Raw genomic sequence first — 24,262 nt, 5'->3', positions numbered from 1 at the left:
GCTCCCACAGGGTCACTGCAAGCTTCAGGATCATGCAGTACCTGTGGGAGCGGGCGTGCCCGCGAAGAGGCCGGAACAGGTCACCGCCGATGCTTCTGCCGCAACGGCACCAGCAGCTCACCCAGCCCGTTGTGATCGATCTCGTGCATCAGCGCCAGCAACCCACCCAATTCCCCCGCCGGGAAACCCTTGCGCGCAAACCAGGCCAAGTAATCCCCCGGCAGGTCGGCAATGATTCGTCCCTGGTACTTGCCAAACGGCATGGTGCGGGTCACCAGCAGTTCGAGGGTTTCCGGCTTCATCATCGGCGCACCTGGCTGTCGAAAAGCGCCGACCATACTGCAATCTGCACGAAGGCCCAAGCGGCAATCATGCAGAACGCCGTGTTCAACCTTTACCGGTATATTTATATCTAGTTGATTTTAAAAGATTTTATATATGGGGCTCGCTTGGCACGAAGGCTGCTCCCTTACAGATGACTATCACCTGCCAAGGAGTTTGTGCCATGAGCAATCCCAACAAAGACGTTATCGACGTGCTCAACGACCTGATCGAGTACAGCAAGGATGGCGAGAAAGGCTTCAAGGCCTCGGCCGATGATGTGAAGAACCCAGAACTGAAAGCGTTCTTCGTTCAACGTGCCGGTGAGTGTGCCAATGCGGCCGGCGAACTGCAGAGCGAGGTGCGTCGCCTGGGTGGTGACCCGGAAACCTCTACCAGCATCAGCGGTGACCTGCATCGGGGTTGGGTCAACCTCAAGGCGATGGTCACCGGCAAGGATGAGGAAGCGGTGCTGAACGAGGTGGAGCGGGGCGAAGACCATGCCCTGAAGGCCTATAAGGAAGCCCGCGAAAAACTGGTGAAGTTGGGCCGCACCGCCAGCGACCAGACCTACAACCTGGTGGAAAAACAGTTGCAAGGTGTGCAGCGCAACCATGACCAGGTCAGGGCCTTGCGCAACGCCGCACGCGCTCGTAGCTAGTCGGCAGGCCCCTCTACCCGGTTGCGGCCCTTGGCCTTGGCCCGGTAGAGCGCTTCGTCCGCAGCACCCAGCACTCTCGCCAGATCGTGCTGGGTGCCTGACAGGCCGATGCCGATGCTCACCGTTACCGAGTGGGCATCATCGGCAAACGGCGCCAGGGCCTCGACACTGGTACGAATGCGCTCGGCCAGCAACTGCGCACCTGCCAGGTCGGTTTCCGGCAGCACCACTTGAAATTCCTCCCCACCGTAACGCGCAGCCAGATCGGCCGGGCGGCGTATGCACGCCTCGATGGTCTTTGCCACCTCGCGCAGGGCATGGTCGCCACCGGCATGCCCATGGCGCTGGTTGAACGCCTTGAAATGGTCCACATCCACCATCAGCACCGCCAGCGGCTTGCGGTTGCGCTGGGCACGTGCCCATTCCTGGCGCAGTACATGATCCAGGTGACGGCGGTTGGCCAGGCCGGTCAGGCTGTCGGTAGCGGCCAGGGTCGCCAGGCCCTGTTCGGCTTCGTGGCGGCGGCGTAGTTCGCGGCCCAGCAGCAGGGTCAGCCAGAGGATGCCCACACACAATACACCGGTGGCGACGCTGACCAGGGTTGCAGTGCGGCGCCAGGATTCGAACACGTCTTCGGCCGAATGCACGACCAGTACGATCAGCGGCAACTGCGCGACCCGGGCGAAGGTGTACATGCGCGGTTTGCCGTTGCGGCTGGAGCGGGCGGTGAAGCTGCCGCTCTGCTCGCTGAGAATGCGTTTGAAATTGGGCCGCTCGGCATAGTTGCTGCCAATCCGCGGGTCTTGTGCGCGGCTGGGCTGGCGAGCCAGCAGTTGGCCGTCAGTGTTGAGCAGGTTGATGCTGCTGTCTTCTCCAATGTCCAGGCGCTGAAACAGCTCACTGAAGTACGACAGGCGCAGTGCACCCGCTGCTAGGCCGGTGAACTCGCCATTGGCGCCGGAGATACGCCGGCTGAAACTGATGCACCAGCCCAGGTCGCCGAGCCCGGCCTTGAACGGCGGGCCCACCAGCAGGCCGAGGTTGGCATTGTGCAGGTGCGCCTGGAATATCCCTGTGTCGCTGAAGTTGGCCTTGCGTGGCACGCTGCTGGTGGAATCGCCCACCACATTGCCTTGCTTGTCCAGCCACAGCACCTCACCGCGCTTGCGGTCGACGAAGGCTTCATTGAACAGCAGGCGTTGGCGAACCGGGCCGGGGATTTCCGGCAATTCCTTGCGCCCGACCGCCCAGATCAGGCCCTGCAGCGACTGGTCGTAGAGTTCGACGTTGCGCAGGATGTCGCTTTCGATCAGCTGGACGATATTGTTGGACGAGCGAATTGCCGACAGCTCGACATTGTCGCGCTCGCGCGCCAGCAGATAACTGACGATGGCCACGATGGCGAGCACGGCAAGGCAACTGCCCAGGTTGAGGATCAGCTCGGGGTGCGACCTGTAAAGTGCGAAACGCGGTAATCGGGTGGTCATGCTCGCTACTGCGTGGGCAGGGCCATTCGCGGCGGCGACATTCTAGGGAAGCGGGGATTGTCGGACAAGATTTGTCCGACGGAATCACGCCAGGGCTGCTGCGCGGCCCATCGCTGGCAAGCCAGCTCCCACGAGTACCGCACAAGGCTTGAGGTCTAAACTGGCGATGTGGGAGCTGGCTTGCCGGCGAAACGAGGGCGAAGCCCTCGCATCCGGTCCTGGATCAGAACACGTTCAACGGGTAATCCATGATCACGCGCAGTTCATCGTTGTCGCTGTTGCTGTCGATCGATGCATAGCCCTGGCTGCCACGGTGGGTGGCATAGCGCACCAGCACCGACAGGTCCTTCAGATCACCCTCCTGGAACACATACTTCACGTCCAGGTCGCGCTCCCAGTGCATGGCATTCTTGCCATCGGCACGGTAGTAGTCGTAGTGGGTGGTGTCCTGGACGGCCTTGGTCAGGTCGGCCTCACCGCGCGAGTACGACAGCACCGTGGTCAGGCCAGGGATGCCCACGCCAGCGAAGTCATAGTTGTACTGCAGCTTCCATGAGCGCTCGTTCGGAGCGTTGAAGTCCGAGTACATGCGCGAGTTGTCCAGGTAGATGCTGTCGCCCAGGTTGATGTAATCGAACGGCGTGTTGCCATTGACCCGCTGGTAGGCGGCGGTGACGCTGTGGAACCCGGCGTTGACGGTGAAATGCACGCTGTAGGTGTTGTTGTCGATCTTGCCCAGCAAGGCCTGGCCGGTGTCCTGGGTGTGGTAGAAGTGCACGCCCGGGTTCAGGCTTACCAGGTCGTTGACCGCATAGGTGTAGTCGAAATCGGCGTAGTACTGGTTCCAGATGTCCTTCAGCTCGGCCGCATACAGGTTGGCGGTGATGTCAGAGGTACCGCTCCACGAAGCGCCGGCCCAGTTCAGGTGCTTGCTCTTGTCATGCTCGCCCAGCGAACCGTAATAGGTGTCGATGCGGCGGTGGCCACTCTGGTTGTACGGCTTGGTGAAGCTCACCTGGCCGCCTTCGAGCAGCAGGCCGTCGATGCTGGTGTTGGTCAGGCTTACACCACGGAAGGTCTGCGGCAGCATGCGGGTTTCGCCGCCAGCGATCACTGGGTTGGTGAGGAACAGGTCACCGGCTTTGAGCTCGGTGTCGAACGCCTTGAGCTTGACTGCGGCACCGGCGGTGGAGAACGAGTGCGGGGCAGCACCCAGTTCGTCTTCGTTCTTTTGGTGAGTAGGCAGGATGCTGGTGCCAGCATGGCCGCCGCCACCGTCGAGCTTCAGGCCCAGCATGGCGTGGGCGTCCAGGCCAAAGCCGACCACACCTGGGGTGTAGCCCGACTCGAAGCGTGCAACCGCGCCCTGGCCCCACTCGCGGGTGTCGCGCACGCCGGCGTTGTGGTTGTCGCGGTTGAAGTAGGCATTACGGAAATGCAGGTTGAAGGACGAGCCTTCGATGAAGCCATCAGCCTTGTCTTCATCTGCCTGGGCGGCGGAAGGGATCGTTGCAGTCAACGCAATGAACAGCGGGGTAAAACGAAACGCGGAAGGCACCGTTACTAGCTCCTTGGGTCTGGCGGTGGGGCAGTTTTTATTTTCGAATGTGCGTCTTTTTTTAAATGGACGTTACAGCTCGGCTGATAGTTGAAGCACATAAAAAAAGCCGCTGATCGGCAGCGGCTTTAAAAGGCTAACATATCGGCACCGGTGGTGCCCATGGCGTAGCCAAGGGAAAACGGGAGCAGCGAGAGCGCTTTATCAGCTGTCTGCATTGGCATCGACAGAGATCTTGGAAGCTGTCTGGTTTGCGTCTTTCGCGGTGTCTGCCTGTTGCGCGGCTACGGTTTCGCGGGCCTCTTGGTGGACCGCGGCGAACTCGGCATTACGGGTGACGAAAGCCTTGGATTCTTCAGCCATGGCCAGGGGCGACAACAACAGGGAAGACAGGACGAAAACGCTGGCAATACCCATACTGTTGGACATTTGAAACTACCTTCTTGCGGTGCAAGTGCTAATGAGGACGGGGGTAAAGTTAGTCCTTTCATAGCTCTTGAAACAGAGCGAAGCGCGATAAGCACTGTTGCGTAAAAGGTAACTATCGCAGGAAAAGCAATTGGACTTTCGCCGCAAACCTGCATGCTAGAGGGCCTACGCGGTCTTTACTTTTGTGGGAGCGGCCTTGTGTCGCGAAAGGGGCGCGAAGCGGCCCCAGGTTCTGTGCCATGGCAGCATTTATCGGGGCTGCTGCGCAGCCCTTTCGCGACGCAAGGCCGCTCCCACATCGACCGCGACCTCCTGTCAGGCATGGGTGGGTAGCCTGATACCAAAGGTATTGGCCCCAGAGGCACTACGCACGAACACTTCCCCACCATGCATCAGCGCAATCGCCTTGACGATCGCCAACCCCAAACCATGGTTACCGCCGCCACTGTTGCTACGTGCCGCATCCACCCGGTAGAAGCGTTCGAACAGCAACGGTAGATGCTCATCGTCGATCGCCGGCCCCGGGTTGCTCACGGCGATGCTGACCTGCTCCGGCCCGGCATCGATCTGCACCTTGATCACCTGGTGCGGTGCGGTGTGTTGCACGGCGTTGTTCAGCAGGTTGATCAGCGCCCGGCGCAGTTGGGCCTTTTCGATGGGCGCCTGGGCATCGCCGCTCACGCTCACGCCGACCTGCGCGTCTTCGAGAATGTAGTCCAGGTAATCGAGGGTGGTCGCCACTTCCTCGGCCAGCGAGGCTTGGGTCAGGGCCGTGGCCTTGCTGCCTTGGTCGGCACTGGCCAGGAACAACATGTCGTTGATGATGCTGCGCAGGCGCTCCAGCTCCTCAAGGTTCGATTGCAGCACTTCGAAGTAGTGCTCGGCGCTGCGTCCGCGTGTCAGCGCCACCTGGGTTTGGCCGATCAGGTTGGTCAGCGGTGAGCGCAATTCGTGGGCGACGTCGGCGTTGAAGGCTTCGAGCCGTGTATAGGCCTGGCTGACTCGGTCCAGTGCGGCATTGAAGGCGCTGGCGAATTGGGCCAGCTCCGGTGCCAGGCTCTCAGTCTGCAGGCGCCCGTCCAGGCGCGGTGGCGCCAGCGCCTGGGCCTCAACGGACAACGCCAGCAGCGGGCGCAGGCCGATGCGCGCCACCCAGTAGCCCAGCAGCGAGGCCAGCAGCACGCCGAGCACCGCCAGCCCGACAATCGCTACCAGCAGGCTGTGCTGGGCCTGCCAGAAAGTTTCGGTGTCTATGCCGATCAGAAAGCGCAGCGGCGGCCGCTCGCCCAGGGCCGGCAATTCGCTGACCAGCACCTTGTAAGGGTAGGGCCGGTCGGGCAGGCGCAGGTCGCGCATGCCCTGCGCACCTTCGGCGAAGGCGCGGACCAGCTCGCTGGGGTGCCCGTATTCGTAGGCCGGGTTGCTGCTGACCACCCAGAAGCGAATACGCTTGTCCTCTTCACTGAGCAGGTTGAGCTTGTTGTTGATCTTGACCCAGTGCTCCGGTGTGCCGAAGCGGTTGAGGGTGGACTCGAGCACGCTGAAGCGCGCATCCAGCTCGGCCTGCGGCAACAGGTCGAGGCTGCGGTCGACCTGGCGGTACAGCGCCGAACCGATCAGCAGGAACACGCCCAGCGCAACCAGGATGAACAGCGCCGACAGGCGCAGTGCGATGGAATTACCCCGCACGGTTTTCCAGGACATAGCCCATGCCTCGGATGGTGTGCAGCAACTTGTTGTCGAAAGGCCCGTCGAGCTTGGCGCGCAGGCGCTTGATCGCCACTTCGACGACGTTGGCATCGCTGTCGAAATTGATGTCCCAGACCAGCTCGGCAATCGCCGTCTTCGACAGGATTTCACCTTGCCTGCGGGCCAGCACGCTGAGCAGCGAGAACTCCTTGGCCGTCAGCTCCAGGCGCTGGCCGGCGCGTGTGGCCTTGCGCGCCATCAGGTCTATCCACAGGTCACCTACCTGCACCTGCAGTGGTTCATGGTTGCTGCTACGGCGGGTCAGGGCTTGCAGGCGGGCGACCAGTTCGAGGAAGGAAAACGGCTTGCCCAGATAGTCGTCGGCACCCTCGCGCAGGCCATGGATACGGTCTTCGACCCGTTCACGGGCTGTCAGCATGATTACCGGTGTCTGCTTGCGCGCGCGCAGGGCGCGCAGCACGCCATAACCGTCCAGGCCTGGCAGCATCACATCCAGCACGATCACCGCGTAGTCACCTTCCAGGGCCAGGTGAAGGCCGTCGATGCCGTCCCGCGCAAGGTCGACGGTAAACCCCTGCTCGCTGAGGCCGCGATGCAGGTAGTCGGCGGTTTTTTCTTCGTCTTCGATGATCAGCACACGCATGGTCTTGTCCTAACTGGCACTGGGCGCCGCCGCACGGGCGGCCCGGCGGCGGTGGAACAGGCGCTCCAGGGCCAAGTATATGACCGGGGTGGTGAACAGCGTCAGCGCCTGGCTCACCAGCAGGCCGCCAACCACGGCGATGCCCAGTGGCTGGCGCAGTTCGGCGCCGGTGCCGAAGCCGAACATCAGTGGCACCGCGCCGAGCAAGGCGGCCAGGGTGGTCATGATGATCGGCCGGAAGCGCGTCAGGCAGGCTTGGTGGATCGCCTGTTCCGGGGTCAAGCCCTGGCGGCGTTGGGCTTCGAGGGCGAAGTCGATCAGCAGGATGCCGTTTTTCTTGACGATGCCGATCAGCAGCACCACGCCGATCAGCCCCATGATGCTGAAGTCCTGGCCCATGGCCCACAACAGGATCAGTGCGCCGAGGCCGGCCGAGGGCAGGGTGGAGATGATCGTCAGCGGGTGGACGAAGCTTTCGTACAGCACGCCGAGGATGATGTACACCGCCACCAGCGCTGCCAGGATCAGCCACGGCTGGCTCGACAGCGAGCTCTGGAAGGCCTGGGCCGCGCCCTGGAAGTTGCCGCTGATGGAGTCGGGCATGCCCAGTTCGCGCTGGGTGCGCTCGAGGATGGTCACGGCATCGCCCAAGGCCACGCCCGGGGCCAGGTTGAACGACAGGTTGGCCGCCGGGAACAGCCCGTCGTGGCTGATCGACAGCGGCCCGGTGCTGGGCGGTGCCACGTGGGCCACTGCCGACAGCGGCACCATCTCGTTGGTCAGCGGCGAGCGCAGGTAGAAGTAATTGAGGCTTTCGGCCTTGCCGCGCTGGCGGGCATCCAGTTCGAGGATCACCTTGTACTGGTTGGTCTCGGTCTGGAATTCACTGATCTGCCGCTGGCCGAAGGCGTCGTACAACGCCTGGTCGACGTCGGTGGTGGTCAGGCCGAAACGTGCCGCGGCCTGGCGGTCGATATCGATGCGGGTGACGCTGGCACCCAATTGCAGGTCATTGGACAGGTCGCGAAACGCCGGGTTTTCCCGCAGACGCTCGGTCAGGCGCTGGGTCCACAGGTTCAGTGCCATGCCGTCGTTGCTCTTGAGCACATACTGGTACTGGGTGCGCGACGGGCCGGAGCTTAGGTTGATGTCCTGGCCGGCACGCATGTACAGGACGATGCCCGGTACCTGGGCCAGCTTGGGCCGCAGCCTGTCGATCAGTTCGCTGGCCGATACATCGCGTTCGCCACGCGGCTTCAGGGCGATCCAGAAGCGGCCGTTGGCGATGGTCTGGTTGCTGCCGGTGACGCCCACCGAGTGGGAGAACGCGCCCACCGCCGGGTCGGCCTCGATGATTTTGGCCAGCGCCTGGTGCTTCTCGATCATCGACGGGTACGACACATCCGCCGCCGCCTCGCTGGTGCCGAGGATGAAGCCGGTGTCCTGCAGCGGGAAAAAGCCTTTTGGGATACCCACGTAACCGGCCACCGCCAGGGCCAGGGTCAGGCCGAACACGCCGAGGGTCAGGCGCTGGTGGGCGAGGGCGTGGTCCAGGCCCTTTTCGTACCACCCGACCAGCCGCTCCCCAAAGCCGCCCTTGTGCTCTCCGGGCGGGCGACGCATGAACAGTGCGCACAGGGTTGGCGCCAGGGTCAGCGAAACCACCACCGAAATCAGGATGGTGGCGGTGGCGGTAAGGGCGAACTCCTTGAACAGCCGGCCGACCACGCCGCCCATGAACAGCAGGGGGATGAACGCGGCGATCAGCGAAAAACTGATCGACACCACGGTGAAGCCGATTTCCCCGGCGCCCTTGAGCGCCGCTGTGCGGCTGTCGTCGCCGGCCTCCAGGTGGCGGTGGATGTTCTCCACCACGACGATGGCATCGTCGACCACGAAGCCCACCGAGATGACGATGGCTACCAGCGTCAGGTTGTTCAGGCTGAAGCCGAAGATGTACATCAGCGCGCAACTGGCGATCAGCGATACGCCGAGCACGCTGGACACCACCAGGGTCGCAGACCACTGGCGCAGGAACAGCGCCATTACCCCGATCACCAGGGCCACGGCGATCATCAGGGTCAGCTCCACTTCATGCAGCGAGGCGCGGATGGTCTGGGTTCGGTCCTGTAGCACTGACACTTCGACCGAGGCCGGCAGCATCTCCTGCAGCTTGGGCAGGGCAGCCAGAACCCGGTCCACGGTATCGACGATGTTGGCGCCAGGCTGGCGGAAAATCACCAGGTTCAGCCCGGGTTGGTCGCCGGACCAGGCTTTGACGTAGGCGTTCTCGGCGCCATTGATCACCTTGGCCACGTCCTTCAGATGCACCGGTGCACCGTCACGGTAGGAGACGATCAGCTGGGCGTAGTCGTCGGGGTGGAACAACTGGTCGTTGGCGGCGATGGTCGACACGCTGTGTTCGCCGTACAGCGCGCCCTTGGCCAGGTTCAGGCTGGTCTGTTGGATGGCTTGGCGCAGGTCGGCCAGGGTCAGGCCGATGGCGGCCAGTTTCTCGGGTTGCGCCTGCACGCGGATCGCCGGGCGTTGTTGCCCGGTGATGTTGATCAGGCCGACCCCGTCAATCTGGCTCAGTTGGCGCGCGAGCAGGGTTTCTGCGTAGTCGCTGAGGTCGTTGCCAGGCATCTGGCTGGAGCTGACCGTCAGCACCAGTACCGGGCTGTCGGCCGGGTTGACCTTGCGCCAGGTCGGCGGGTTGGGCAGGTCTTGCGGCAGGCGCGCAGTGGCGGTGTTGATGGCCGCCTGCACTTCCTGGGCGGCGGTGTCGATGTTCTTGTCGAGCGTGAACTGCAGGATCAGGTTGGTTGAGCCCAGTGCGCTGCTGCTGGTCATCTGGGTCATGCCGGGGATGGCGCTGAACTGCACTTCCAGCGGCGTGGCCACCGACGAGGCCATGGTTTCCGGGCTGGCGCCTGGCAGCTGGGCGGTGACCTGGATGGTCGGGAAGTCGGCTTCCGGCAGCGGTGCAACCGGCAAGCGCGGGAAGGCGATAGCCCCCAGCAGCACCAGGGCGAAGGTCAGCAGCAGGGTGGCGATGGGGTGATCGATGCACCAGGCCGAAACACCGTTGCGCGTGTTCATGGCTGGCTCCGGCGGTCGGCTATTTCTGACGGCGCGGGGGCGTCGGGGGCCACCTCGACCCGCGAACCGGGCTTGAGCCGCGACTGGCCATCGAGCACCAGGCGCTCGCCCGGCTTGACCCCGGCGATGACGTTAAGCCCGCTGTCCTGGTACAGCACCTTGACCGGCACACTGGTGACCTTGTCACCGTCCAGGCGGTAGACGAAATGCCCGTCGACGCCGCGCTGTACCACTGGCGGTGGCACTACCAGGGCGTTTTCCTCCACGGCGGTGCGCAGGCGGATGGTGACCAACTGGCCCGGCCACAGGCGGCCGTCCTTGTTGTCGAACTCGGCTTTTACCCGCACGGTGCCGGTGGTGGCGGAGATCTGGTTGTCGATCAGTGCCAGGTGGCCTTCACCGAGCAGGCTGCGTTCGCCGTCGGCATCCATGTAGGCCTGAACCAGTGCCGGGGTGGGCGCCTTAAGCAGGCTTTGCAGGGTTGGCAGCATCTGCTGCGGCAGGGAGAATTCGACGGCGATCGGATCGATCTGGGTGACGCTGAACAGGCTGCGGGTATCGCTGGTACGCACCAGGTTGCCGGGGTCGACGTTGCGAATACCCACCCGGCCGGTCACTGGCGAGCGGATCTGCGTGTACGACAATTGCACCTCGGCATTTGTGATGGCCGCCCGGTTGCCCTTGACCGTGGCTTGCAGGCGGTTGACCAAGGCCTGCTGCTGGTCGAGGGTCTGCTTCGACACGCCGTCGTCGGTACTCAGCAGGCGGTAGCGCTGCAGGTCGACGTCAGCTACCTGGATCTGCGCCTGGCTCTGGCCGAGTTCGGCGCGGGCCTGGTCGAGGCTGGCCCGGATGGCTCGGTCGTCGAGGGTGGCCAGCAGGTCGCCTTCCTTCACCCACTGGCCTTCCTTGACCAGCACCTGGGTCAGTACCCCCTCCACTTGCGGCCGCACTTCGACGCTGTGCAGCGACAGCACCGAGCCGATGGCGCTGGCGTAGCGCGGCACGTCCTGCTGCACGACACTGACCACGCGCACCGGGATGGCGGTTTGCGCACGGGCGGCAGGTGCTGGCTGGCGCTGGCCGAACCAGATACCCGCTACCGCCAGGACCAGGAGCGCCAGGGCGGCGAGGATGACAGGGCGGGACGGACGTCGCATCGGCGCGGGCACCTTGGCCAGAGGGGATGGGAATGGTTGTCTGTATTCAAGCTTATAGCCCCCGAACCGGGTCGGCAGCGTGACCGCTGGCTGACAGCGCTGTCAGTTTTGCCTGCACCACCATCACACATCTGGCATGCGAACTGCGACCCCTGTGGTAGCGGGCATGCCCGCGAAGAATACAACGCGGTGGATGGCACCGGCTGCGCCGGTGTTCGCGGGCACGCCCGCTCCCACAGGGACCACAGCAGGCTTTGGTTCTTGAGCAAGGCAGTTGCCCTGCAAGGGCATAGTTAGAAGCTGATGAAGGCGTAATACACCGGGGGCTCGTTGGTGGTGCGCAAACCATGTTCCCGCAAGCTCGCCACCAGTGCCGCGTCCTCCACATGCAGCGCCCACTCTGCCCGACCAACCTCCGGTACCTGGGCCAGGGCCGCGCTGAACGCGCCCATGTCTGGCAGATAGGCAGTAAACCCGTTGCCCTTGAGCGCACTGGTGGTCATGCCCAGCGCCTGGCACACCGCCACCTTGGCGGCGATGTCATCGCGGTCGGCCTGGCGCGAGGCCTGCACCAGCGCCTCCAGCCCGGCATCGACCAGTTGCGTGCCGTGAATCAGCTCCGGCCCCTGTTGCCAGGCTTCCGGCGGGCAGTCCTTGCTGCCTGGCCGCAGCGGGATATGCGGGTTTATTTCCACCGGGTAGATGCGACAGACCAGCGGGCGCTGGTCATAGATAGTGCACAGGTCGTTGTCGTCGAGGTTGCGGCAGCGCCCGGGGTTGAAGGCGGCAAAGGTCACCGATACGCGCGCCTCGCCTTCGCCACAGGGCACAGGGTGGGAACGACGCAGCACATGATCACGCTGTTCTACCGGCATGCCGGGGCCGTCTGCCACGAAAGCTTCGATCAGCACCACCACCTGGCCGTCGTTGTTCGCCCAGCGGCGCGCTTCCGCCAGGGTCAAGGGCACGTGGTGGCCGGTACAGCACTTGCCGCAGCCGGTACAGGCGAAACGCAGGCTGTCGGTCACTTGACCTCCGGGCTCCACTCGCTGACGAAGGCGCGCTGGTGCTGGCGGTCGTACAGGCACAGTTCGGTGCCGGTGCGTTGCTGCATGTGCTTCTGGGGGTAGACACCTTCGATCAGCAGGGCGCTCATGCCGATCTGGTCATCGAACTCGGCGGGCTTGCTTCGGGCGTGGGCATCCTTGAACTGGCTGGCGGCCAGGCAAGCCTTGAGCATCTGCTGGCGCTGCTCGTTCCAGGCCTGGCTGCTGGAGGCTTGGGCGATACCGCTGAAGAGGGCGCAACTGATCAGGATAGAGCTGAGAAACTTCATACGCGATTCCGGCAAGTTACTTGCGAGGGGCGCGAATTATGCCCGACTCGACCCCGGCGGTAAGCCGGGGAGTTTGTCTCCGAATATATCAACGCTCGGCGAACACCACAGCGCGCGCCGCCACCACCAGACAATCGGTCAGCTCCGGCGAGGAGAATTTGGTGAGGATGGCATTGGCCCCGGCCTGGGTCGCCTTTTCGCTGCTCATGGCGCTGTCCAGAGAGGTGTGCAGCAGTATGTAAAGGTGCTGGAAGTCGGGGGTTTCGCGCAGGGTGCGAGTGAAGGCGTAGCCGTCCATTTCGCTCATTTCGATGTCGGAGACGATCACGTTGATTTCCTGCGCGGTGCCTTGCAGTTCAAGCAACACGTTGATGGCGTCCTTGGCGCTGCGCGCGGTGTGGCATTCGATGCCGAGGTTGCGCAGGGTGTGCACCGACTGCTGCAGGGCCACCTGGCTGTCGTCCACCACCAGGATGTTGGCGGCGGCCAGCAGGCTGGCGTCTTCCTCGCTCAAGTTGCCGTGAGGCTGCTCGGGCACCGGCGGGGCGATGGCGTGGATGACTTTTTCGATGTCCAGCACCTGCACCAGGGTGTTGTCGACCCGGGTCACGCCGGTGATGAACGAGCGGCTGCCCGAGCCGTAGGGGGGTGGTTTGATGTCGGTGCTCAGGCAATGCACGATGCGGCTGACCGCTTGCACATGCAGGCCCTGGCGTGAGCGGCTGATCTCGGTGACGATCAGGCAGCCGCCCTCCGGGTCGGCCAGCGGCCGTTCGCCAATGGCCCGGGACAGGTCGATGACCGACAGCGAATTGCCGCGCAGGGTCGCCACGCCTTTCACGTGGGGATGCGATTCGGGCAGTTTGGTCAGCGGCGGGCAGGGGATTATCTCGCTGACCTTTAGCAGGTTGATTGCCATCAACTTGCCGCTGCGCAGGGTGAACAGCAGCAGGGACAGCGAATCCGCGCGGGCATTTTGCGTGGCCATGGTGACCTTCGTGGGGAACAGGGGATAACCGGTTATCGGCCTGTTCGGGCTTGGCTTTAGTCATTTTGCACAGAGCCAGGGAATGCTCCGGACCCTGTGGGCTTTAGCCGCGAACACCGGCGCAGCCGGTTCCATGCACCGCTTGGATTCTTCGCGGCTAAAGCCGCTCCCACAGGTATCAATCAGCGCAGACCCAGCCGACGAGCCAGGCGACTAAGGTTGGCGCGGTCCAGGCCGAGTTCCCGGGCAGCCGCTGCCCAGTTTTCTCCGTGCCGCTGCAGGCAGGCCTCGATCACCTGGCGCTGGTAGTTGTCGACAGCTTCACGCAGCCCCCCCTCGGGTAGCGGCGCTGCTGGCGAGGGCGCGGCAGGGGAGGGCGGGGTGCCGGGCGTTGCCGTTGCGCGCAGGTCCAGGTCGATGGCTTCCAGGGTGAGGATGCGTGGCCTGTCGGAATGTTGGCCCAGCGCCTTGAGCGCCGAGCGGCCGATCAGGTGTTCCAGTTCACGCACGTTGCCTGGCCAGTCGTAGGCCAGCAGCGCGGCCTGGGCCTCGCTGCTCAGGCGCAGGCTGTTCAGGCCCAGGCGCGATCGGTTCTGTTCGAGGAAATAGCCGGCCAGTAGCAGCACATCGCGCCCACGTTCGCGCAACGGCGGCACATGCAGCGGATATACGCTGAGGCGGTGGTAGAAGTCGGCGCGGAAATTGCCATTGCGTACTTCTGCTGCCAGGTCGCGGTTGGTGGCTGCTATCAGGCGCACATCCACCCGGTGTTCGCGGTCCGAGCCCAGGCGCTGCAACTGGCCGCTCTGCAGTACGCGCAACAGCTTGGCTTGCACCGTCAATGGCAGCTCACCGACTTCGTCGAGGAACAAGGTGCCGCCATTGGCCAGTTCGAACTTGCCGCGGCGCTCGCCATGGGCACCGGTGAAGGCACCGCGCACATGGCCGAACAGTTCGCTTTCCACCAGGGTATCGGGCAGGGCGGCACAGTTGAGGCTGACCAGCGGTTTGTCGGCGCGGTTGCTGGCCTGGTGCAGGGCCTGGGCCACCAACTCCTTGCCGACACCGGTCTCACCGGTGATAAGCACGGTCAGGTCGCTGCCACCGACCAGGCGGATTTCCTCCACCAGGCGCTTGTGCGCGGGGCTCTGACCAATCAGCTCTTTGTCCTGGCCGCTGGCCTGGCGGTAGATCTCCGCGCGGTGGTGTTCGTCTTCCGCGCGCAGGGCCAGGTGCTCGATGCGCTCGGCCACGGTGACCGTGGCGGCGGCCAGGCTGGCGAAGGCCTGCAGGGCACCCAGCTCCAGGCTCTGGAATTGCCCGGGGGTGAGGGCATCGAGGGTAACCAGGCCCCAAGGGCGCTCATCGACCATCAACGGGCAGCCCATGCAGTCATGTACTTCCAGGTTGGCATCGGGGGCGTTGACCAGGCCGTCGTAAGGGTCGGGCAGCTCCGAGTCGCTGGCGAAGCGGGTTGGTTCCGCGCTGCTGAGCAGTATCTGGAAGCGTGGGTGCTCGCTGACCCGGAAGCGCCGGCCCAGGGTATCGGGGCTCAGGCCGTCCACTGCCAGCGGCACCAGCCACTCGCCGTCCAGGCGCAGCAAAGCGGCGGCATCGCAGGGCAGTAGCCCACGCATGGCCTGCAACAGGCGGCGATAGCGCTCCTGGTCGGGCAGGTCGCGGGAAAGGTCGCTAACCAGGGGCAGCAGGGTGGTGAGCAGAGGCTTCGTGGTCATATGGACTCCTGTGAGTCGATATGACTATACGTCGAAGTGGGTCGTTTTGACATGACCTGCGTCAACCCCCTGATTTTGCTGGAGATAAATGTTGGCACGATTGATGTAACAGCTCGAGCAGTCATTTGAAGCCACAGGCTCAGGAGTTGTTGCAATGCTCAATGCCGAACAACGTGCAATCATCAAGGCCACTGTCCCCCTGCTGGAAAGCGGTGGCGAAGCGCTGACCACTCACTTCTACAAGATGATGCTCAGCGAGTACCCGCAAGTGCGCCCGCTGTTCAATCAGGCCCACCAGGCCAGCGGTGACCAACCGCGCGCCCTGGCCAACGGCGTGCTGATGTATGCCCGCCACATCGACCAGCTGGAGCAGCTTGGCGGCCTTGTCGGCCAGATCATCAACAAGCACGTTGCCCTGCAGATTCTGCCGGAGCACTACCCGATCGTCGGCAGCTGCCTGCTGCGCGCCATCGAAGAAGTGCTGGGCAAGGAGATCGCCACTCCTGCGGTGATCGACGCCTGGGGCGCGGCCTATGGCCAGCTGGCCGATATCCTGATCGGCGCGGAAGAGAACCTCTACAAGCAGAAGGAAGAAGCCGAAGGCGGCTGGCGCGGTACCCGCGAATTCCGCCTGGTGCGCCGTGAGCAGGAAAGCAGCGAGATCGTTTCGTTCTACTTTGCCCCGGTGGATGGCGAGCCGGTGCTAAAGGCCGAGCCTGGCCAGTACATCGGCCTGAAGCTGGACATCGACGGCGCCGAGCAGCGCCGCAACTACTCCCTGTCTGCACTGTGCGACGGCAAGGAATACCGCATCAGCGTCAAGCGCGAGGCGGGTGGCAAGGTCTCCAACTACCTGCACGATGTGCTGGCGGTGGGCGATACCCTGCAGCTGTTCCCGCCGGCTGGCGATTTCACCCTGGTAGCGAGCGACAAGCCGCTGGTGCTGATCAGCGGTGGCGTGGGTATTACCCCGACCCTGCCAATGCTGCAGGCGGCACTGCAAACCCAGCGTGAGGTGCATTTCATTCACTGCGCCCGTAACGGCGCCGTGCATGCCTTCCGCGACTGGATCGACGAGCTGGCCAAGCGTCACCCGCAGCTCAAGCGCTTCTACTGCTATGCAGAGCCGCAGGGTGGTGCCGCCGCTGATGCCGTGGGCCTGCTGAGTGAGGACCTGCTCGGCGAATGGCTGCCGCAAGAGCGAGACGTGGATGCCTATTTCCTCGGGCCCAAGGGCTTCATGGCGGCGGTCAAGCGCCAGCTGAAAGGCCTGGGTGTGCCAGAGCAGCAGAGCCGCTACGAGTTCTTCGGGCCGGCGGCTGCGCTGGAGTGATGTAGTGCCTGCACCGGCCTCTTCGCGGGCTTGCCCGCGAAGAGGCCGGTGCAGGCTTGCAGAATAGTTATCCCGGCCGCTGGGCCGCACCTCAACTATCTCCCTATATATAAAGGAGAGATGAAAGCGGCTGTGCAGCTTTCATCTTTAATCTTCCTTTAATCACGGTATCCTTCACTCCCGGGTGTCGAGGGGCTTGCCCCTGCGCGGCACCCGGGCAGCCGCTTTTTTTGCCGCCCGGCGTTGAACCGACGTCGTTGCGACCGGTCTCAGCCACACCGGATAGCCCTGCGCAGCGCTATCACGCCGCTTCCTCGGCACGCTCAAAGGCCCTGCCCAGCGTGTAGACTTGCGCCAGGCAGGCGGATCACGCTGCCACTATCCATCGAAGGAACCGGCAATGAACGAACAAACATCGCGCCTGAATCGGGAACGGCGCTTTCTGGTACTGTTGGGCCTGATCTGCATTTCGCTGATCGGCGGCGCCCTCTACATGCAGATAGTCCTGGGCGAGGCACCATGCCCGCTGTGCATCCTGCAACGTTATGCGCTGTTGTTCATCGCCGTGTTCGCCTTCATCGCCGCGGCGATGCCCGGGCGCCGTAGCCTGACCTTCTTCGAGGCACTGGTGGTACTCAGCGCCATTGGCGGAATCGTTGCGGCCGGCAACCATGTGTATATACTCGCCAACCCCATGGTCAGTTGCGGCATCGACACCCTGCAGCCGATCGTGGATGACCTGCCGCTCGCCAAGCTCTGGCCGCTGGTGTTCCAGGTCGACGGCTTCTGCAGCACGCCGTACCCGCCGATCCTCGGCCTGTCGCTGGCGCAATGGGCGCTGGTGGCGTTCGTCCTGACGGCCGTCCTGGTTCCGCTCGGCATCTACCGCAACCGACGCCAGGCTTAGACAAAAGTCCCGAATGGCATGGGGTCTTTTACGCCGCATGAGAAGAGGGAAAATTCGCTCACCGCTTGATCCAGATCAACCCAGAGGCCTTGCAGAATGCGGCTTTGGGGCCTATCAAGCGGGGTGCGACAAACTGTCGCGAAGTTGAATTTTTGAGCAGTATTGTTGCAGATTCTGTAAAGGACTGTTGCTCAATAAGTCATAGTCAAGGGTTGGCGACCTATCTACAATCGCCCCCAATTTCCGTTCGGCACTGCTTGCAAGTCGCAGGATTGAAGGAAGCCCCAGCGCTCCTTTTTGCTGACTTCGTCAAGTTTCGCCCAACGGCGATACCGGGCGGACCCCCCTCCGCGTTTTCCCGCACCAAATGGACTTGGTCTGAAGTACAGGCCTGTTGCCTACGAAACCATAAGCACCGCTAACCCGCTTGACGCCAAGGTCCTGCAGTCGGACCCCGGGCAGGAGCGAGTACGGGCGCGAAATGCCGCACTTGGCAGGACGAAGTGTTGGCTACCAAAACACAAATTGCATTGAAGCAAGCTGATCTAGAGGTCGTGAGATGAGTAAAAAGCGTTACCCCAGACTGTTTGGCATATTGCCCTTTTTAGGCATGCTTTTACTCAGTGGGTGCAACTGGACCCTGCTCGACCCGAAAGGTCAGGTCGGCATTGAGCAAAAGAACCTGATCCTGATCGCTACCGGCCTGATGCTGCTGGTGGTGATTCCTGTCATTATCATGACCGTGGTTTTCGCCTGGAAGTACCGTGCTTCCAACAAGGCTGCCACCTACACCCCTGACTGGTCGCACTCGACCAAGATCGAAGCCGCGGTGTGGATCATCCCGATCCTGATCATCATCGCCCTGGGCTACTTCACCTACCACTCCACCCACAAGCTGGACCCGTACCGTCCGCTGGATTCCGATGTGAAGCCGGTGCAGATCGACGTGGTCGCGCTGGACTGGAAGTGGCTGTTCATCTACCCGGAGCAGGGCATTGCCACGGTCAACAAGATCGTCTTCCCGGCTAACACTCCGGTCAACTTCCGCGTCACTTCCGACGCCGTGATGAACTCGTTCTTCATCCCGGGCCTGGGCGGCCAGATCTACGCCATGGCCGGCATGACCACCAAGCTGCACCTGATCGCCAACGAAAACGGCGAGTTCGACGGTATCAGCGCCAACTACAGCGGTGCTGGCTTCACCGGCATGAAATTCAAGGCTACTGCCACCTCTCAGGAAGACTTCGACAAGTGGGTCGCCGAGGTCAAGCAGTCGCCGAAGAAGCTGGACAAGGCCGAATACGAAGCCTTGGCCAAACCAAGCGAAAACAACCCAGTCGCGCTGTATAGCGAGGCTTCGCCTGACCAGTTCCAGCTGATCGTCGACAAGTACGAAGGCATGAACCGCGGTCGTCCGAGCCACGAAGAAGCAGGCAGCAAAGATCTGGCCACTACCAAGGGTGTGGAATCGAGTATGCAACCAGCTGCCGGTGCAGAGGAGTAAGAGATGTTCGGTAAACTAAGCCTGGAGGCGATACCCTATCACGAGCCGATAGTCATGGTGACGCTTGCCATGATCGCGCTCGGTGGTATCGCTGTCGTCGGTGCTATCACCTACTTCCGCAAGTGGACCTACTTGTGGAGCGAGTGGTTGACGACTGTCGACCACAAGAAAATCGGGGTGATGTACATCATCGTCGCGATGGTCATGCTGCTGCGCGGCTTTGCCGACGCCATCATGATGCGTACCCAGCTGGCTGCCGCTACCGGTGGCTCCGAAGGCTACCTGCCGCCTGAACACTATGACCAGATCTTCACCGCTCACGGTGTGATCATGATCATCTTCATGGCGATGCCGTTCTTCACCGGCCTGATGAACCTGGCGGTTCCTCTGCAGATCGGTGCACGTGACGTTGCCTTCCCGTTCCTGAACTCCCTGAGCTTCTACCTGCTGCTGGCAGGCGTGCTGCTGGTCAACATCTCGCTGGGCGTTGGTGAATTCGCCAAGACCGGCTGGGTTGCCTATCCGCCGCTCGCGGGCATTCAGTACAGCCCTGGGGTGGGTGTCGACTACTACATCTGGGCGCTACAGCTCTCAGGCCTGGGTACGACGCTTACCGGCGTGAACTTCCTCGTCACCGTGATGAAGATGCGCGCACCTGGCATGAAGCTGATGGACATGCCGATCTTCACCTGGACCTGCACCTGGGCCAACGTGCTGATCGTGGCTTCCTTCCCGATCCTGACCGCTGCACTCGCTCTGCTGACTGTTGACCGTTATCTGGACTTCCACATCTTCACCAACGAGCTTGGTGGGAACCCGATGATGTACGTCAACCTGTTCTGGGCGTGGGGTCACCCTGAGGTGTACATCCTGATCCTGCCGGCCTTCGGTGTGTTCTCGGAAGTTACCTCCACCTTCGCAGGCAAGCGTCTGTTCGGCCACCACTCGATGATCTACGCATCGGGCGCCATCGCCGTGCTGGGCTTCGCCGTATGGCTGCACCACTTCTTCACCATGGGTGCCGGCGCCAGCGTCAACACCTTCTTCGGCCTGGCGACGATGCTGATCTCCATTCCGACCGGTGTGAAGCTGTTCAACTGGCTGTTCACCATCTACCAGGGCCGTCTGCGCTTCACCGCGCCGATCATGTGGACCCTGGGCTTCATGATCACCTTCTCCATCGGTGGCATGACTGGTGTTCTGCTGGCTGTTCCAGGTGCTGACTTCGTGCTGCACAACAGCCTGTTCGTAATTGCTCACTTCCACAACGTGATCATCGGTGGTGCGGTATTCGGCTACATCGCCGGCTTCGCCTACTGGTTCCCGAAAGCCTTCGGTTTCACCCTGAACGAGAAGTGGGGCAAGGCTGCCTTCTGGTTCTGGATCTCGGGCTTCTACGTAGCGTTCATGCCGCTGTACGCCCTGGGCTTCATGGGCATGACCCGTCGTCTGAACCACTCCGACAACCCACTGTGGGAACCCTACCTGTACGTAGCCGTTGTCGGCGCTGTGCTGATCCTGTTCGGTATCGCCTGCCAGCTGATCCAGCTGTACGTATCGGTTCGCGACCGCAACCAGAACCTGGACGTGACCGGCGACCCATGGGGCGGCCGTACCCTGGAATGGTCGACTTCGTCGCCACCTCCGTTCTACAACTTCGCCCACATGCCTGAGAAGGTTGGCCTGGATGCCTGGCACGAAGCCAAGGAAGCCGGCGTCGCCTACAAGCCTGCAGCCAAGTACGAAGCGATCCACATGCCGAGCAACACCTCCACCGGTTTGTTCATGGGCCTGTTCCTGACCGTCTTCGGCTTCGCCTTCATCTGGCACATCTGGTGGCTGGTTGGCGCGAGCCTGGTTGCAACCATCGCTGTCTTCGTTCGCCACGCTGCGCGTGACGACCAGGGCTACATGGTTCCGGCCGAAGAAGTGGCGCGCATCGAAGGCGAGCGCATGAAAGCGCTGGCCAAAGCAGGTGCTCTGCCTGCCGGCGCACGTGTCGAATCGTTTGAGCGGGTGTAATCAATGTCCAGTCAAGTAATGCACGGTGCTGCTCATGGTCACGACCATGGGCATGACGACCACCACCACGACTCGGGCCAGATGACCGTACTCGGTTTCTGGCTGTACCTGATGACCGACTGCATCCTGTTTGCGTCGCTCTTCGCCACCTACGCGGTGCTGTCCGGCAGTTTTGCCGGCGGCCCGTCGGGTCATGACATCTTCCAGCTCGATTTCGTAGCTGTTGAAACGCTGTTCCTGCTGCTGTCCTCGATCACCTTCGGCTTCGCCATGCTGAAGATGTTCGATGGCAAGAAAGCTGGCGTACTGGGCTGGTTGGCTGTGACCTTCCTGTTCGGTGCAGGCTTCATCGCGATGGAAATCTACGAATTCCATCACCTGATCGCCGAAGGCTTCGGCCCGCAGCGCAGTGGCTTCCTGTCGGGCTTCTTCGCCCTGGTAGGTACCCACGGTCTGCACGTGACCGCCGGCCTGATCTGGATGGCGATCATGATGTACCAGATCAACAAGCACGGCATCACGCCGACCGCCAAGACCCGCATGAGCTGCCTGAGCCTGTTCTGGCACTTCCTGGACGTGGTCTGGATCTGCGTATTCACCGTCGTCTACCTGCTGGGAGTTCTGTAATGGCTAACGCACACGACACTCATCACGAAGGTAACCACGGCAGCGTCAAGTCGTACATGATCGGCTTCATCCTGTCGATCATCCTGACTGCGATCCCGTTCGGCCTGGCCATGTCGCCAAGCCTGCCGAAGAACCTGACCGTTCTGATCATTGTTGCCATGGCCGTGATCCAGGTAGTAGTACACCTCGTGTACTTCCTGCACATGGACCGCTCGAAAGAGCAACGCAACAACGTTTCGACGTTCCTGTTCACCACTCTGGTGATCGCTCTGCTTGTCGGCCTGTCGCTGTGGATCATGTTCAGCATCCACTTCGAAATGTTGGCCAAGTGAGGTAAGACTGCATGTCCGTTAAGCACTTTATCCAAATCACCAAACCGGGGATCATTTTCGGTAACGTGCTTTCCGTGGCAGGCGGTTTCTTCCTTGCCTCGAAGGGCCATGTGGATTTCGCCCTGTTCCTGGCGGTGGTGATCGGTACTTCGCTGGTGGTCGCGTCCGGATGCGTGTTCAACAACTGCATCGACCGTGACATCGACCACAAGATGGAGCGCACCAAGAACCGCGTCATGGTCCAGGGCGGCATGTCGCTGCCCCTCGCGCTGATCTACGCCACCCTGCTCGGGGTGGCGGGTTTCAGCCTGCTGTATGTCCAGGCCAACCCGCTGTCGGCGTTCTGTGCGCTGATCGGTTTCATCGTCTATGTCGGTTTCTACAGCCTTTGGCTGAAGCGTAAATCGGTGCACGGCACCTTGGTCGGCAGCCTGTCTGGTGCCATGCCTCCGGTGATCGGCTATTGCGCCGTGAGCAACAGCTTCGACCTGGCTGCGGTTACCCTGCTGGTGATGTTCAGCCTGTGGCAGATGCCGCACAGCTTTGCCATCGCGATCTTCCGCTTCAAGGATTACAGCGCTGCCAACATTCCGGTCCTGCCGGTGGCACGTGGCATCCTCGCGGCGAAGAAGCAGATCGTGCTGTACGTGCTGGCCTTCGTGCTCGCGACCCTGATGCTTACCCTCGGCGGTTACGCCGGCCTCGGCTACCTGGCCGTGGCAGCAGCCATGGGCCTGTACTGGCTGTACATGGCCTGGGGTGGCTACAAGGCCGAGGACGACAGCAAGTGGGCCCGCAAGGTGTTCGGCTTCTCCATCCTCACCGTCACTGCCCTGAGCGTGATGATGGGTGTGGACAGCCAGACCGCTGCGGATGTGCTGATGACATACGCACGCTGATACTGCTGCCTGTTTCACGAAAACCCCGGCCACTGTGCCGGGGTTTTTTTATGGTGTTTTCCTGGGTTCTGAGCGTAGTACGCTCACTGTGGGAGCAGGGTAACTCGCGAAGAAGCCGGCCCTGAAAACATAAAATTCATATTTTCAAAAAATACATCTGAAAAATTTTAAAAAAACAGGAAATTGTCATTTACATGGCTACCGTCTCGGCATTATCTTCTGATCCAGGCCGCCACATCGGCCAGCGTCGCTCGGACGGTTCCGGGCGCTTACGTACTCAGAGGAAGCCATGGCCAACCCAGGTTCGCCGCGCCGCTTTGCGCGCATCGATCGTCTCCCCCCTTACGTCTTCAATATCACTGCCGAACTCAAGATGGCTGCCCGCCGCCGTGGCGAGGACATCATCGACCTGAGCATGGGCAACCCCGACGGCGCCACCCCACCGCACATCGTCGAAAAGCTGGTGCAGGTCGCCCAACGTGAAGATACCCACGGCTACTCCACCTCTCGTGGCATCCCGCGCCTGCGTAGGGCCATCTCCAACTGGTACAAGGAACGCTACGAGGTCGAGATCGACCCGGAAAGTGAAGCCATCGTCACCATCGGCTCGAAGGAAGGCCTGGCGCACCTGATGCTGGCTACTCTCGACCAGGGCGACACGGTGCTGGTGCCCAACCCCAGCTACCCGATCCATATCTACGGGGCGGTGATCGCCGGAGCCCAGGTGCGTTCGGTGCCATTGGTGCCGGGAGTGGACTTCTTCAACGAACTCGAGCGGGCCATCCGCGAATCGATCCCCAAGCCGAAGATGATGATCCTCGGTTTCCCGTCCAACCCCACCGCGCAGTGCGTGGAGCTGGACTTCTTCGAGCGCGTGGTGGCCCTGGCCAAGCAGTATGGCGTGCTGGTGGTGCATGACCTGGCCTATGCCGACATCGTCTACGACGGCTGGAAAGCCCCGTCGATCATGCAGGTGCCGGGGGCCAAGGACATCGCGGTGGAGTTTTTCACCTTGTCCAAGAGCTACAACATGGCTGGCTGGCGGATCGGCTTCATGGTCGGCAACCCCGAGTTGGTCAGTGCCCTGGCGCGGATCAAGAGCTACCACGACTACGGCACCTTCACCCCGCTGCAGGTAGCCGCCATTGCAGCACTGGAAGGCGACCAGCAATGTGTGCGGGACATCGCCGAGCAATACCGCCAGCGCCGCAACCTGTTGGTGAAGGGGCTGCACGAGCTGGGTTGGATGGTCGAGAACCCCAAGGCCTCGATGTACGTGTGGGCGAAGATCCCGCCGCAGTATGCGCACCTGGGTTCGCTGGAGTTTGCCAAGAAGCTGCTGGCCGAGGCCAAGGTATGCGTATCGCCGGGGATCGGCTTTGGTGATTATGGTGATGACCATGTGCGCTTTGCCCTGATCGAGAACCAGGACCGTATTCGCCAGGCGATTCGCGGGATCCGGCAGATGTTCCGGGCTGATGGGGTGGCCCGCAAATAGGCTGTTGGG

At 62.3% G+C, this 24,262-nt stretch carries 21 protein-coding genes; 9 read left to right on the top strand and 12 right to left on the bottom strand.

Annotated features, from left to right (window positions below):
• Positions 1-80: 80 nt before the first annotated feature.
• Positions 81-302 carry a DUF3820 family protein gene (locus ACK1U9_RS14785; RefSeq protein WP_046616074.1) on the bottom strand — a complete coding sequence of 74 codons (222 nt, stop codon included), beginning with the start codon at positions 300-302 and terminating at the stop codon, positions 81-83.
• 203 nt (positions 303-505) lie between these two features.
• On the opposite strand from ACK1U9_RS14785, the gene ACK1U9_RS14780 reads away from it, so the two are divergent.
• Positions 506-982, top strand: a complete 477-nt coding sequence (locus ACK1U9_RS14780) for a ferritin-like domain-containing protein (RefSeq protein ID WP_046616057.1) — start codon at positions 506-508, stop codon at positions 980-982.
• Here the strand turns inward: ACK1U9_RS14780 and ACK1U9_RS14775 are convergent.
• The 11 genes from ACK1U9_RS14775 to norR form a co-directional block, all read right to left on the bottom strand.
• Positions 979-2,469: a GGDEF domain-containing protein gene (locus ACK1U9_RS14775; protein WP_108480909.1), complete on the bottom strand. Its 1,491-nt coding sequence runs from the start codon at positions 2,467-2,469 to the stop codon at positions 979-981. The genes ACK1U9_RS14780 and ACK1U9_RS14775 overlap by 4 nt on opposite strands.
• A 223-nt stretch (positions 2,470-2,692) precedes the next feature.
• Positions 2,693-4,027: an OprD family porin gene (locus ACK1U9_RS14770; protein WP_449109979.1), complete on the bottom strand. Its 1,335-nt coding sequence runs from the start codon at positions 4,025-4,027 to the stop codon at positions 2,693-2,695.
• A 204-nt stretch (positions 4,028-4,231) separates the two neighbouring features.
• Positions 4,232-4,456, bottom strand: coding sequence for a hypothetical protein (locus ACK1U9_RS14765; protein ID WP_085600709.1), 225 nt, complete (start codon positions 4,454-4,456; stop codon positions 4,232-4,234).
• A gap of 315 nt (positions 4,457-4,771) precedes the next feature.
• Positions 4,772-6,160, bottom strand: coding sequence for a heavy metal sensor histidine kinase (locus tag ACK1U9_RS14760; protein ID WP_108480911.1), 1,389 nt, complete (start codon positions 6,158-6,160; stop codon positions 4,772-4,774).
• Complete coding sequence (locus ACK1U9_RS14755; RefSeq protein ID WP_025337735.1) at positions 6,135-6,809, bottom strand: heavy metal response regulator transcription factor; 675 nt, start codon at positions 6,807-6,809, stop codon at positions 6,135-6,137. Before ACK1U9_RS14755 ends, ACK1U9_RS14760 begins: the two co-directional genes overlap by 26 nt.
• A gap of 9 nt (positions 6,810-6,818) precedes the next feature.
• Positions 6,819-9,911: a multidrug efflux RND transporter permease subunit gene (locus tag ACK1U9_RS14750; protein ID WP_108480912.1), complete on the bottom strand. Its 3,093-nt coding sequence runs from the start codon at positions 9,909-9,911 to the stop codon at positions 6,819-6,821.
• Positions 9,908-11,071 (bottom strand): efflux RND transporter periplasmic adaptor subunit, encoded by a 1,164-nt coding sequence (locus ACK1U9_RS14745; RefSeq protein ID WP_085600703.1) that lies wholly within the window; start codon positions 11,069-11,071, stop codon positions 9,908-9,910. The genes ACK1U9_RS14750 and ACK1U9_RS14745 overlap by 4 nt, the downstream gene beginning before the upstream one ends.
• A 293-nt stretch (positions 11,072-11,364) precedes the next feature.
• Complete coding sequence (locus tag ACK1U9_RS14740; RefSeq protein ID WP_108480913.1) at positions 11,365-12,099, bottom strand: YkgJ family cysteine cluster protein; 735 nt, start codon at positions 12,097-12,099, stop codon at positions 11,365-11,367.
• Positions 12,096-12,407, bottom strand: a complete 312-nt coding sequence (locus ACK1U9_RS14735) for a hypothetical protein (RefSeq protein WP_046616065.1) — start codon at positions 12,405-12,407, stop codon at positions 12,096-12,098. The genes ACK1U9_RS14740 and ACK1U9_RS14735 overlap by 4 nt, the downstream gene beginning before the upstream one ends.
• An 88-nt stretch (positions 12,408-12,495) precedes the next feature.
• On the bottom strand, positions 12,496-13,395 hold the full coding sequence (locus tag ACK1U9_RS14730) for a chemotaxis protein (protein WP_108480914.1): 900 nt from the start codon (positions 13,393-13,395) through the stop codon (positions 12,496-12,498).
• Between the two features lie 182 nt (positions 13,396-13,577).
• Positions 13,578-15,131, bottom strand: coding sequence for a nitric oxide reductase transcriptional regulator NorR (gene norR / locus ACK1U9_RS14725; RefSeq protein WP_085600699.1), 1,554 nt, complete (start codon positions 15,129-15,131; stop codon positions 13,578-13,580).
• Between the two features lie 154 nt (positions 15,132-15,285).
• Here norR and hmpA point away from each other — a divergent pair, with 154 nt between their 5' ends.
• From hmpA to alaC, 8 genes are all read left to right on the top strand, one after another.
• Positions 15,286-16,464, top strand: coding sequence for an NO-inducible flavohemoprotein (gene hmpA, locus ACK1U9_RS14720; protein ID WP_046616068.1), 1,179 nt, complete (start codon positions 15,286-15,288; stop codon positions 16,462-16,464).
• A 400-nt stretch (positions 16,465-16,864) separates the two neighbouring features.
• Entirely contained in the window at positions 16,865-17,371 is a 507-nt protein-coding gene (locus ACK1U9_RS14715; protein WP_039613829.1) for a disulfide bond formation protein B, read from the top strand.
• Between the two features lie 559 nt (positions 17,372-17,930).
• Positions 17,931-18,875, top strand: coding sequence for a ubiquinol oxidase subunit II (gene cyoA, locus ACK1U9_RS14710; RefSeq protein WP_046616069.1), 945 nt, complete (start codon positions 17,931-17,933; stop codon positions 18,873-18,875).
• A gap of 3 nt (positions 18,876-18,878) precedes the next feature.
• Positions 18,879-20,897, top strand: coding sequence for a cytochrome o ubiquinol oxidase subunit I (cyoB, locus tag ACK1U9_RS14705; RefSeq protein ID WP_013970980.1), 2,019 nt, complete (start codon positions 18,879-18,881; stop codon positions 20,895-20,897).
• Between the two features lie 3 nt (positions 20,898-20,900).
• Positions 20,901-21,524, top strand: a complete 624-nt coding sequence (gene cyoC, locus ACK1U9_RS14700; protein ID WP_025337745.1) for a cytochrome o ubiquinol oxidase subunit III — start codon at positions 20,901-20,903, stop codon at positions 21,522-21,524.
• Complete coding sequence (cyoD, locus tag ACK1U9_RS14695) at positions 21,524-21,856, top strand: cytochrome o ubiquinol oxidase subunit IV (RefSeq protein WP_003259128.1); 333 nt, start codon at positions 21,524-21,526, stop codon at positions 21,854-21,856. Before cyoC ends, cyoD begins: the two co-directional genes overlap by 1 nt.
• A gap of 11 nt (positions 21,857-21,867) precedes the next feature.
• Complete coding sequence (gene cyoE, locus ACK1U9_RS14690) at positions 21,868-22,755, top strand: heme o synthase (protein ID WP_025337747.1); 888 nt, start codon at positions 21,868-21,870, stop codon at positions 22,753-22,755.
• Between the two features lie 289 nt (positions 22,756-23,044).
• Positions 23,045-24,253, top strand: coding sequence for an alanine transaminase (alaC, locus tag ACK1U9_RS14685; RefSeq protein WP_085600695.1), 1,209 nt, complete (start codon positions 23,045-23,047; stop codon positions 24,251-24,253).
• Positions 24,254-24,262 lie beyond the last annotated feature (9 nt).

Source organism: Pseudomonas sp. XP1, from assembly GCF_053557675.1.
Note: the sequence above shows the minus strand (reverse complement) of the source record. Positions and strands in the feature narration are given on the sequence as shown.

Bases quoted from the DNA above. Each gene is read 5' to 3' on its own strand.
- ACK1U9_RS14755 (WP_025337735.1), bottom strand. From the start codon at position 6,809: ATGCGTGTGCTGATCATCGAAGACGAAGAAAAAACCGCCGACTACCTG.
- norR (WP_085600699.1), bottom strand. From the start codon at position 15,131: ATGACCACGAAGCCTCTGCTCACCACCCTGCTGCCCCTGGTTAGCGAC.
- ACK1U9_RS14735 (WP_046616065.1), bottom strand. From the start codon at position 12,407: ATGAAGTTTCTCAGCTCTATCCTGATCAGTTGCGCCCTCTTCAGCGGT.
- cyoD (WP_003259128.1), top strand. From the start codon at position 21,524: ATGGCTAACGCACACGACACTCATCACGAAGGTAACCACGGCAGCGTC.
- ACK1U9_RS14715 (WP_039613829.1), top strand. From the start codon at position 16,865: ATGAACGAACAAACATCGCGCCTGAATCGGGAACGGCGCTTTCTGGTA.
- ACK1U9_RS14785 (WP_046616074.1), bottom strand. From the start codon at position 302: ATGAAGCCGGAAACCCTCGAACTGCTGGTGACCCGCACCATGCCGTTT.
- ACK1U9_RS14775 (WP_108480909.1), bottom strand. From the start codon at position 2,469: ATGACCACCCGATTACCGCGTTTCGCACTTTACAGGTCGCACCCCGAG.
- cyoB (WP_013970980.1), top strand. From the start codon at position 18,879: ATGTTCGGTAAACTAAGCCTGGAGGCGATACCCTATCACGAGCCGATA.
- ACK1U9_RS14730 (WP_108480914.1), bottom strand. From the start codon at position 13,395: ATGGCCACGCAAAATGCCCGCGCGGATTCGCTGTCCCTGCTGCTGTTC.
- ACK1U9_RS14780 (WP_046616057.1), top strand. From the start codon at position 506: ATGAGCAATCCCAACAAAGACGTTATCGACGTGCTCAACGACCTGATC.
- ACK1U9_RS14760 (WP_108480911.1), bottom strand. From the start codon at position 6,160: ATGTCCTGGAAAACCGTGCGGGGTAATTCCATCGCACTGCGCCTGTCG.
- cyoC (WP_025337745.1), top strand. From the start codon at position 20,901: ATGTCCAGTCAAGTAATGCACGGTGCTGCTCATGGTCACGACCATGGG.
- ACK1U9_RS14750 (WP_108480912.1), bottom strand. From the start codon at position 9,911: ATGAACACGCGCAACGGTGTTTCGGCCTGGTGCATCGATCACCCCATC.
- ACK1U9_RS14745 (WP_085600703.1), bottom strand. From the start codon at position 11,071: ATGCGACGTCCGTCCCGCCCTGTCATCCTCGCCGCCCTGGCGCTCCTG.
- alaC (WP_085600695.1), top strand. From the start codon at position 23,045: ATGGCCAACCCAGGTTCGCCGCGCCGCTTTGCGCGCATCGATCGTCTC.
- cyoE (WP_025337747.1), top strand. From the start codon at position 21,868: ATGTCCGTTAAGCACTTTATCCAAATCACCAAACCGGGGATCATTTTC.
- cyoA (WP_046616069.1), top strand. From the start codon at position 17,931: ATGAGTAAAAAGCGTTACCCCAGACTGTTTGGCATATTGCCCTTTTTA.
- hmpA (WP_046616068.1), top strand. From the start codon at position 15,286: ATGCTCAATGCCGAACAACGTGCAATCATCAAGGCCACTGTCCCCCTG.
- ACK1U9_RS14765 (WP_085600709.1), bottom strand. From the start codon at position 4,456: ATGTCCAACAGTATGGGTATTGCCAGCGTTTTCGTCCTGTCTTCCCTG.